Annotated in this window: 12 protein-coding genes; 10 read left to right on the forward strand and 2 right to left on the reverse strand. The window is 65.8% G+C overall.

The genetic code is table 11. From position 1 onward, the window contains the following. The 8 genes from VGF12_RS19555 to VGF12_RS26240 all read left to right on the forward strand — a co-directional run. Nucleotides 1-203, forward strand: a 203-nt coding sequence (locus VGF12_RS19555) for a helix-turn-helix transcriptional regulator (RefSeq protein WP_331177725.1), incomplete at its 5' end; no start/stop codon positions are given. A gap of 10 nt (nt 204-213) precedes the next feature. After that, on the forward strand, nt 214-708 hold the full coding sequence (locus tag VGF12_RS19560; protein ID WP_331177726.1) for an arsenate reductase ArsC: 495 nt from the start codon (nt 214-216) through the stop codon (nt 706-708). Nucleotides 709-716: 8 nt separating this feature from the next. Next, on the forward strand, nt 717-1,220 hold the full coding sequence (locus VGF12_RS19565; RefSeq protein WP_331177727.1) for an arsenate reductase ArsC: 504 nt from the start codon (nt 717-719) through the stop codon (nt 1,218-1,220). A gap of 2 nt (nt 1,221-1,222) precedes the next feature. Next, on the forward strand, nt 1,223-1,909 hold the full coding sequence (locus VGF12_RS19570) for an MIP/aquaporin family protein (protein WP_331177728.1): 687 nt from the start codon (nt 1,223-1,225) through the stop codon (nt 1,907-1,909). Then, on the forward strand, nt 1,902-2,630 hold the full coding sequence (arsH, locus tag VGF12_RS19575; RefSeq protein ID WP_331177729.1) for an arsenical resistance protein ArsH: 729 nt from the start codon (nt 1,902-1,904) through the stop codon (nt 2,628-2,630). Before VGF12_RS19570 ends, arsH begins: the two co-directional genes overlap by 8 nt. 569 nt (nt 2,631-3,199) lie before the next feature. Beyond that, on the forward strand, nt 3,200-4,108 hold the full coding sequence (locus VGF12_RS19580; protein ID WP_331177730.1) for a sigma-70 family RNA polymerase sigma factor: 909 nt from the start codon (nt 3,200-3,202) through the stop codon (nt 4,106-4,108). Between the two features lie 147 nt (nt 4,109-4,255). Further along, entirely contained in the window at nt 4,256-4,705 is a 450-nt protein-coding gene (locus tag VGF12_RS19585) for a carboxymuconolactone decarboxylase family protein (protein ID WP_331177731.1), read from the forward strand. Nucleotides 4,706-4,793: 88 nt separating this feature from the next. After that, the gene (locus VGF12_RS26240) at nt 4,794-5,078 is read left to right on the forward strand and encodes an Lrp/AsnC ligand binding domain-containing protein (RefSeq protein WP_414710150.1); all 285 of its coding nucleotides are present in this window, start codon (nt 4,794-4,796) and stop codon (nt 5,076-5,078) included. On the opposite strand, the gene argF is transcribed toward VGF12_RS26240, so the two are convergent. Further along, nucleotides 5,044-6,006 carry an ornithine carbamoyltransferase gene (argF, locus tag VGF12_RS19590; protein WP_331177732.1) on the reverse strand — a complete coding sequence of 321 codons (963 nt, stop codon included), beginning with the start codon at nt 6,004-6,006 and terminating at the stop codon, nt 5,044-5,046. The two genes, VGF12_RS26240 and argF, sit on opposite strands and share 35 nt — an antisense overlap. Then, nucleotides 6,003-7,208 (reverse strand): aspartate aminotransferase family protein, encoded by a 1,206-nt coding sequence (locus tag VGF12_RS19595; RefSeq protein WP_331177733.1) that lies wholly within the window; start codon nt 7,206-7,208, stop codon nt 6,003-6,005. Before VGF12_RS19595 ends, argF begins: the two co-directional genes overlap by 4 nt. Nucleotides 7,209-7,359: 151 nt before the next feature. On the opposite strand from VGF12_RS19595, the gene VGF12_RS19600 reads away from it, so the two are divergent. Beyond that, nucleotides 7,360-7,698 (forward strand): DUF3579 domain-containing protein, encoded by a 339-nt coding sequence (locus VGF12_RS19600; protein ID WP_331177734.1) that lies wholly within the window; start codon nt 7,360-7,362, stop codon nt 7,696-7,698. Between the two features lie 66 nt (nt 7,699-7,764). Beyond that, a complete protein-coding gene (locus VGF12_RS19605; RefSeq protein WP_331177735.1) occupies nt 7,765-8,643 on the forward strand; it encodes an alpha/beta hydrolase in 879 nt (292 codons plus the stop codon). Nucleotides 8,644-8,885: the final 242 nt, after the last annotated feature.

Consider the following 8,885-nt stretch of genomic DNA (forward strand, 5'->3'; position numbering starts at 1 on the left):
AGCTGCCGGCGGCGACGCGGTCCTTTCACCTGAAGGAACTGAGCCATGCGGGCCTGGTAAGCCAGGAACGCATCAGCCGCAACGTGGTCTACCGAGCCGCGTTCGACCACATGAATGAACTGCTGGCCTACCTCACCGAGAACTGCTGCCAAGGCGCCACTTGTACGACTTCAGAAAGCGCCACGACCTGTGCCTGCCAATGAAGAAAGCACCATGCTCGACAACACCTTCAACGTCCTCTTCATCTGCACCGGCAACTCGGCCCGCTCCATCATGGCCGAGGGCCTGATGAACAGCCTGGGCGCGCGGCGCTTCAAGGCCTATTCCGCCGGCAGCCGTCCCAACGGCACCGTCAACCCGATGGCCCTGCAGACGCTGGCGTCGCTGCGCATCCCGACCGAGGGCTTGCGCAGCAAGAGCTGGGACGAGTTCGCGGTGGTCGGCTCGCCCATCATGGACTTCGTCTTCACCGTCTGCGACTCGGCAGCGGGCGAGGTGTGCCCCGTCTGGCCGGGTCAACCGATGACGGCGCACTGGGGCGTACCCGACCCCGGCCATTTGGAAGGACCTGAGGCCGCGAAGCTGCAGGCGTTCCTCGACGTGGCCATCACCCTCAAGCGCCGCATCGAGCTGCTGCTGGCGCTCCCCCTCACCAAGCTGGAGCCGCTGGCCATTCAGCACGAAATCAAGCAGATCGGCACCCGCTGAGCCCTCCCATGACGACTCACGTTCTCATCCTGTGCACGCACAACTCCGCCCGCAGCGTCCTCAGCGAGGGCATGCTCAACCACTGGGCCAGGAAGCTCGGCAAGGACGTGCAGGCGCACAGCGCCGGCAGCGCGCCGAGCGGCCGCATCAACCCATTTGCGGTCGAGGCACTGCAGAACGCCGGCGTGGACACCAGCGGGTACTACAGCAAGAGCTGGGACCAGTTCAGCCAGGACGGCGCACCGCCGCTGTCCATCGTCATCACGGTCTGCGACAGCGCCGCTGCCGAGCAGTGCCCGGTGTTCTTCGGTGGCAACGGCCAGCCGATCAAGGTGCACTGGGGTTATCCGGACCCCTCCAACGCCGAGGGTGGTGACGAGGGCAAGCGCCGCGCCTTCGAGCTGACGCGTCAGGCCATCGGCTACCGCATGCTGCAGCTCCTGCAGTTGCCGCTCGAAGACCTGAGCAAGGCCGAGCTGCAGCAGGCACTGGCCGACATCTGCAGGAGCTGAGCATGAGCCTGTCCCGCAAGCTCCTCGCCGAAGGCCTGGGCACGACGCTGCTGCTGGCTGTCGTCATCGGCTCCGGCATCATGGCCGAGCGCCTGGCCGGCGGCAGCGTCGCCATCGCGCTGCTGGCCAACACGCTGGCGACAGTCGGCGGCCTGTACATCCTCATCGAGGTCTTCGGCCCGGTCAGCGGTGCTCACTTCAACCCCGCCGTCAGCGCCGTCATGGCCTGGCGCGGTGAGCTGCCGGTGGCCGCGCTCGCGCCCTACATCGCCGTCCAGCTCGTCGGCGCGATGCTGGGTGCCTGGCTGGCCCACGCGATGTTCGACATGAGCATCCTGCAGCGCTCGACCCAGGTGCGAAGCGGGACCGGCCAGTGGATCGCCGAGGGCGTCGCGACCTTCGGGCTGCTGCTGGTCATCCTGCGTGCGCCGGCCTCGCGGGCGCCGGCGATGGTCGCGGCCTACATCGGCGCGGCCTACTGGTTCACGGCATCCACCTCCTTCGCCAACCCGGCTGCCGTGTTCGGCCGCATGTTCAGCGACAGCTTCGCCGGCATCGCGCCTGGCAGCGCGCCGGGCTTCGTGGTGGCTGAGCTCATGGGCGCGGCGGTGGCCGTGGGCGTGCACCGCCTGTTGTCGCAGCCGGCAGCGGCCCCATCGGTGGTGACCAAGGAGACCCAACGTGTCTGAGCCGCTGTTCCCTGATGCCACTTTCCCCGCGCTGCGCACCGAGCTGTTCGAGGTGCCGACGCAGGCGCGTCTGATACCCACGCCTTCACAGCACCGGCCGCGCTTCCTGATGCTCTATGGCTCGCTGCGTCAGCGCTCATACAGCCGCCTGCTGACCTTCGAGGCCGCGCGCCTGCTGGAGGCCATGGGCGCCGAGGTACGCATCTTCAACCCCAGCGGTCTGCCTCTGCCCGACGACGCGCCCGACACCCACGCCAAGGTGCAGGAGCTGCGCGAGCTGGCCGCCTGGTCCGAGGGCATGGTCTGGACGTCGCCTGAGCGGCACGGCGCCATGACCGGCATCATGAAGGCGCAAATCGACTGGATTCCGCTGTCGTCCGGCGCGGTGCGGCCCACGCAGGGCAAGACGCTGGCCGTCATGCAGGTGTCCGGCGGCTCGCAGTCCTTCAACGCCGTCAACCAGATGCGCGTGCTGGGCCGCTGGATGCGGATGCTCACCATCCCCAACCAGTCGTCCGTGGCCAAGGCCTTCGCCGAGTTCACCGAGGACGGGCGCATGAAGCCCTCGTCGTTCTACGACCGGGTGGTGGACGTGATGGAGGAGCTGTTCAAGTTCACGCTGTTGACCCGCGACCTTGGGCCCTACCTGGTGGACCGCTACAGCGAGCGCAAGGAGAGCGCCGAGGAATTGTCCAAGCGCGTGGGTCAGCGATCAATTTGATGCCTGCGGCTGGGGAGGGGTGTCCAGATAGTTGCTGCCCTGCTGCTCCCCATCTGATTGGCTCGCAGCCAGGTATAGCTTCCAGACGTTTGTGCTGGAACGTTTGAGTGACCGGGGCAAGCCGCCGGCTACGCGGCCTTCATCGGCAAAGGTGAAGTGCGGGCTGCGAAAGAGAGAAGTTACTTGCACGCCCCTGTCAACCGGTTCTGGGCGAGCCTTTGCACCGTGCCGCTCGACACGCTCGGCGCCTGCGAGGGCCGGTCCCGGTCGATCCGCAGCCTCCACAGGCTTGTCCGCGGCACACCCCAGCCAAAGCGGACTTGCCGTCAAAAGCCCAAAGCGCGCCAAGAGCATCCAAGCGCGGATGTGCACCCAGGCTCGCAGTCAGCGCACCCTCAAGGCGTATCCCACCGACGAGATAGACCAATTCTTCGCGGAGCACGCGGACACCCCGTTGGCTGGGCTGGTTTGCCGCCTCGGCCAGGCCGGACCGGAACCGCTCGAGCTGGCGATGGGGAGATGGCCAGGCCCCGCCAGGGAGCCTGACCCTCGCACTAGACTCGATCATCATGTCGTCCACGTCTACCGAACTGTTCTCGAACATGCGTCCCAGGCTGATGGCAATTGGCTACCGCATGCTTTCGTCCGTGCAGGAGGCGGAAGACTTGGTGCAAGACGCATGGTTGCGCTGGCATGAGGAGACGAAGTCGTCCCAAGCCCATGTCTTGAATGCCGAAGCTTGGCTCGTGACCGTGACTACGCGGATGGCGATAGACCGTCTTCGGGCAGCCAAACTTCGAAGAGCGACTTATGCGGGCGCTTGGTTCCCAGAGCCTCTTTTGGAACAGGCGCCGACCACGCCTGAGCAAGAATGTGAAACCGCCGACGATGTGTCCATCGCCTTCTTGCTGCTTCTGGACTGCCTGTCGCCGGAAGCGCGGGCCGCCTTCTTGCTTCGTGAGGTGTTCGACACTGAGTACGAGCAGGTAGCCGAGGCCATTGGCCGAAGCAAAGCTTCCGCCCGGCAGATTGTCCATAGAGCCAGGCAACGGCTTGAGAACGCACGCGAATCGGCGGGCATAAAGTCCTTGCGAATGCCAGCAGCGGCTCAGCTGGAACTGTTAAGACGACTCATTCAGGCGATTTCGAGCGGCAACCTTGAAGGCATAAAGATGCTGCTCGCCGAGGAAGCGGAGATGCTTGGCGACTTTGGCGACGTCAGGCCAAGCTTTTCCGGGCCTTTGCTTGGAGGTCAACGCATTGCTCAGCTTTACTACGCCACGCGTCTTCGCCACGGTGACGCCATGCGACTTGAGCTGGCCATACTGAATGGCCAATGGGCGCTTCTGCGCTACCTCGATGGTGCCCTTGACTCCGTACAGACTTTCGAGTTCACCGATGTTCAGATCGCTCGGGTTCGCATCCAGCGGAACCCGGTGAAGCTGGCACCGTTGAAGGAAAGGCTAATCGTTTCCTGAGTTTTGGGCCGAACAGGCTGCCACCACGAACCTGAGGCCCGGGGGCGGTCCTTTTTGCTGCGGCTGTCACAACGCGATCAAGTCAAACGTCTTGGGTTCAGGCTGCTCCTGCAGCCGCTCCCAATCTCTACTTGAAGAAGGCGTTATATGACCCGCGCAGTTTGGTTTCAAGCATCTCCGGAAGGCGCCAAGGCCATCGGTGGCCTGCATCACTTCGTCACCTCTGGCACTTCGTTGCCAAGTCAGCTTATCCATCTGGTATTCCTGCGAGTCTCGCAGATCAATGGCTGTGCCCACTGCATCGACATTCACACCCGGGACCTGATGGCTGGCGGAATGTCGGTTGAGAAAGTAGTCCTCGTCCCGGTGTGGCACGAAGCGGAGTACCTGTTCTCGGAGCAAGAGCGAGCCGCTCTCGCCTGGTCCGAGGAAGTCACCCTCGTCAGTGAAACGCACGCTTCCGATGAAGCCTACGAGGCGGCGTTGGCAGTTTTTGGCGAGAAGGACTTGGTCAACCTGACCCTCACCATCGCCGCGATGAACGCCATCAACCGCATGGGCATCAGCTTCCGTATGAAGCCGCGGGCGAAAGCCTAACGGCTGCGAAGCGCAGCTCCGTTCATCGACTGCATGGATTTCATCCCATGATGCGGCATCAACTTCCCGATCTGGGGATGAGTCGCAGATGCTGCGAGCGCTGGACACCTGCCCGGAGGTCCTGACGGCCTATGACGTGACCGGCGAGGACAGCCGGATCCTGGAGATCGCCGTGCGCGACGTGGCCCACCTGAAGGTGGTGCTGTCGCAGCTCTGCCATCACGCCCCGACAGCCACGGCCATCAGGAGGTGGTTGCAGCCCCGCCAGCGCAGGGCTGTTTGTTTGGAAAGAGACTGCGCAGAGCTATTTGCTCAGCGCAGGCTTCTAATGTCCGGAACTAGCCAATCCGGCCGAGCAGCAGGTACTCCATGAGTGCCTTCTGCACGTGCATCCGGTTCTCGGCCTCGTCCCAGACCACCGACTGCGGCCCGTCAATGACCTCGGCCGCCACTTCCTCGCCGCGGTGGGCGGGCAGGCAGTGCATGAAGAGCGCATCCGGCTTGGCACGAGCCATCATGCCGGCGTCCACACACCAGTCCGCGAACGCCGCCTTGCGGGCCTCGTTCTCGGCTTCGTAGCCCATGCTGGTCCAGACGTCGGTCGTCACCAGGTCGGCGCCTTCGCAGGCCTCGCGCGGGTCCTTGAAGACCTTGTAGCAGCTGGCGTTCTTGATGCCTGCGACCGTCGGGTCGATCTCGTAGCCACTGGGCGTGCTGACGTGCACCGTGAAGCCGAGGATCTCCGCCGCCTGCAGCCAGGTGTTGGCCATGTTGTTGCCGTCGCCCACCCAGGCCACGACGCGGCCCTTCAGGCAGTCCATGTCGATGGCGCCGCGTCGGTCCATGCCGCGGTTCTCGATGAAGGTGAACAGGTCGGCCAAGATCTGGCAGGGGTGGTACTCGTTGGTCAGTCCGTTGATGACCGGCACACGTGAGTGCGCCGCGAAACGCTCGATCTTGCTCTGCTCGAAGGTGCGGATCATGACGATGTCGACCATGCGGCTGATGACGCGTGCGGAGTCCTCCACCGGCTCGGCACGGCCGAGCTGGCTGTCGCCGGTCGTCAGGTGCACGACCGAGCCGCCCATCTGGTACATGCCTGCCTCGAAGCTCACCCGGGTGCGCGTGGAGGCCTTCTCGAAGATCATGGCCAGCGTTCGGTCGGCCAGCGGCTGGTACTTCTCGTAGTTCTTGAAGCGCCGCTTGATGATGGCGGCGCGGTCGAACAGGTGGGCGTATTCCTCGGCGCGCAGGTCCTTGAACTGCAGGTAGTGACGCATCAGTGCATCCCCCGGCTTCATGGCTTGGGCTGGGCCAGCAAGGCCTTGATCAGCGGCACCAGGATGGCCGCGATCTGGCGCGCCTCGTCGTGCGTCAGGATCAGCGGCGGCAGCAGGCGCACGACGCGGTCGGCCGTGACGCTGATCAGCAGGCCGGCATCCAGCGCCTGCGTCAGCAGCGCGCCGGCGGGGCGGTCCAGCTCGACGCCCAGCATCAGGCCCTGGCCGCGGATCTCGACGACGCCGGCCACGTCGGCCAGCCCTGCGGCCAGCGCGTCGCGCAGCGTCGCACCGACGGCTTCTGCGTTGGCAAGCAGCTTGTCCTGCTCCATGACGGTCAGCGTCACGACGCCGGCACGCATGGCCAGCGGATTGCCGCCGAAGGTGGTGCCGTGGTTGCCGGCCTTCAGCACGCCGGCCGCGCGCGGGCCGCAGACGACGGCGCCGATGGGCACGCCCGAGCCCAGGCCCTTGGCCAGGGGCATCACATCGGGCTTGATGCCCGCCCATTGGTGGGCGAACCATTTGCCGGTGCGACCGATGCCGCATTGCACCTCGTCCAGCATCAGCAGCAGGTCACGCTCGTCGCAGACGCGACGCAGGGCCTGCAGGAACTCGATGTGGGCCGGCTTGATGCCGCCTTCGCCCTGGATGGTCTCAAGGAAGATGGCCGTGATGTGGGGGTGGGCGTCCAGCGCGGCCTCGACGGCAGGGATGTCGTTGAGCGGCACGCGCACGAAACCCGGCACCAGCGGACCGAAGCCGGCCTGGATCTTGGGGTTGGCCGTGGCCGACAACGTCGCGATCGAGCGGCCGTGGAAGGCGCCCTCGAAGACCAGCACGCCGGGCGACGTATTGCCGCGGTCATGGCCGAACTTGCGGGCGATCTTCAGCGCCGCCTCGTTGGCTTCCAGGCCGCTGTTGCAGAAGAAGACATTGGCCAGGCCGGAGAGCTCGCAGAGCTTGTCGGCGAGCTGCTCCTGCAGGGGCACGCGGTAGTAGTTGCTCGTGTGGATGAGCTTGGCGACCTGGTCCTGGAGTGCCGCCACCAGGCGCGGATGGTTGTGGCCCAGCGTGTTGACCGCGATGCCGCCGAGGCCGTCCAGCAGTCGTCGGCCTTCCGTATCCCAGACCCAGGAGCCTTGGCCGTGCGAGAGCGCAACGGGCAGGCGGCCATAGGTCGGCATCAGATGGGCGTCGGACGGGAGGGAATCAGCGTTCATCGGGTCTCCGGATGGGTTGAGGAAAAGTGGACGTTCAATTCTAGGGGCCATGCCCTGACATTTGCTGCGCCGCAACAGATGGGCTGGCGCCGAGGCACAATAGCGGTTTCTGGCAGCGGTACCCCGCTGTACCCGCGAAGCCCTGCAGTCCATGACCGTTGCCCCCCCGCCGCGTGAAGTCTTCATCCAAGGTATTACCGTGGATGGACGCACCTTCCGCCCGAGCGACTGGGCGGAACGGCTGGCTGGCGCGATGTCCTGCTTCCGCCCCGGCGGCGTGCGCCCCGGCATCGGGGCGCACATCGGCTACTCGCCCCTGTGCGTGCCCACTGTCATCAACGGCGTGAAGTGCGTCGTCGTCAACGAGGAACTCCGACGCCTCGAGCCCATGGCCTGGGACTTCGTCATGAACTTCGCGCGCGACAACAACCTCCAGGTCGCCGACGCCTGCTTGCTGCCCGACAGCCCAGGCGGCAAGTCCGGCACCTGACACCCCCCCGTTTTAGCGAAAGTGCGGAGAGCGTGACGGCTCAAGCCGCCGTTATCCTCGCCGGTAATGTTTGGAAACATCCCGGCTGCCCCCATCGCCGTCGATTCGCGTGTTGTCGCCGGCCTGCTGGCGCCGGCGGAGCGCGCGCCGACGCCTGTCTGGGTGCTGATGCGCGGCTTGTCGCGCGCGAGTGGCCATTGGGGGGTGTTTCCCGACCACCTGCTGCGTGAACTGCGCGCGTTGCAGCCGGCATCTCGTCTCCTCATGCTGGATCTGCCGGGGACCGGCGTGCTGCGCCGCCAGGCCAGCCCCACCCAGGTGTCGGCCATCGTCGAGACCTGCCGCGAAGCCTTGCGGCGCGAGGGCATCCTCGGGCCGGTGTCGCTGGTCGGCATGTCGCTGGGGGCGGCCGTGCTGAGCGACTGGGCCAACCGCTACCCGGGCGAGATCGAGGCAGGTGTGCTGATCAATCCCAGCCTGAGGCCTTTCAGCGAGTTGTTTCGCAAGCCGCGGCCGTTGAACTACCTGGGCCTGCTGCTGCTGTCGTTGAGCCGTTTCAGTGCCCGGATGCGCGAGGAGAGGGTGCTCAGCCTGACAACGCGGCTGACGCCCACGCAGGCGGTCATCGACCGCTGGGTGGAGTTGCAGCGCCAGCACCCGCTGGGCGTGCGCAATACGGCGCGTCAACTGCTGGCCAGCATGCGTTACCGCGCCAGCCGCACGCGTCCGGATGCACCCATGCTGCTGCTGTGCAGCAAGGCCGATGGCCTCGTTGACTGGCGCTGCTCGCAGGCCATCAGTCGTGCCTGGGGGGCGCCACTGCGGCTGCACACCAAGGCCGGCCATGACCTGCCGCTGGACGATCCGCAGTGGGTGGCACGGGCGGTGGCCGAGTGGCTGCGGGATCGCAGCATCCAGGGGGTCGAGCCCGGCGAGTGGCATTGACGAGGAGGTCTCTCGTCCCAGGCATGCCGGGGCGATCTCCCGATGCTGCGGGGAGGCTTGCGGCGGGGAGCGCGGCAAGGTTTGTGCAGGAATCGGCTCACCAGGCTGGCTTGCCGGTGTCCAGGGCGCACTAGCGCAAGCGCATGGCGCCCACCTGGCCTCGTGTCACACGCCCTTCAAGACCATGGTTCGGGCCGGGCCTGCGACTTCGTCTTCGGCGCCACGGCCAAAGGGCAGCACCT

It is taken from the genome of Roseateles sp., from assembly GCF_036404855.1.
Classification (GTDB): Bacteria; Pseudomonadota; Gammaproteobacteria; order Burkholderiales; family Burkholderiaceae_C; genus Pelomonas.

Excerpts from the sequence above, each read along its gene's own strand:
- VGF12_RS19580 (WP_331177730.1), top strand. The coding sequence starts at position 3,200 with ATGTCGTCCACGTCTACCGAACTGTTCTCGAACATGCGTCCCAGGCTG.
- VGF12_RS26240 (WP_414710150.1), top strand. The coding sequence starts at position 4,794 with ATGCTGCGAGCGCTGGACACCTGCCCGGAGGTCCTGACGGCCTATGAC.
- VGF12_RS19560 (WP_331177726.1), top strand. The coding sequence starts at position 214 with ATGCTCGACAACACCTTCAACGTCCTCTTCATCTGCACCGGCAACTCG.
- VGF12_RS19605 (WP_331177735.1), top strand. The coding sequence starts at position 7,765 with ATGTTTGGAAACATCCCGGCTGCCCCCATCGCCGTCGATTCGCGTGTT.
- VGF12_RS19595 (WP_331177733.1), bottom strand. The coding sequence starts at position 7,208 with ATGAACGCTGATTCCCTCCCGTCCGACGCCCATCTGATGCCGACCTAT.
- VGF12_RS19565 (WP_331177727.1), top strand. The coding sequence starts at position 717 with ATGACGACTCACGTTCTCATCCTGTGCACGCACAACTCCGCCCGCAGC.
- VGF12_RS19600 (WP_331177734.1), top strand. The coding sequence starts at position 7,360 with ATGACCGTTGCCCCCCCGCCGCGTGAAGTCTTCATCCAAGGTATTACC.
- argF (WP_331177732.1), bottom strand. The coding sequence starts at position 6,006 with ATGAAGCCGGGGGATGCACTGATGCGTCACTACCTGCAGTTCAAGGAC.
- VGF12_RS19570 (WP_331177728.1), top strand. The coding sequence starts at position 1,223 with ATGAGCCTGTCCCGCAAGCTCCTCGCCGAAGGCCTGGGCACGACGCTG.
- VGF12_RS19585 (WP_331177731.1), top strand. The coding sequence starts at position 4,256 with ATGACCCGCGCAGTTTGGTTTCAAGCATCTCCGGAAGGCGCCAAGGCC.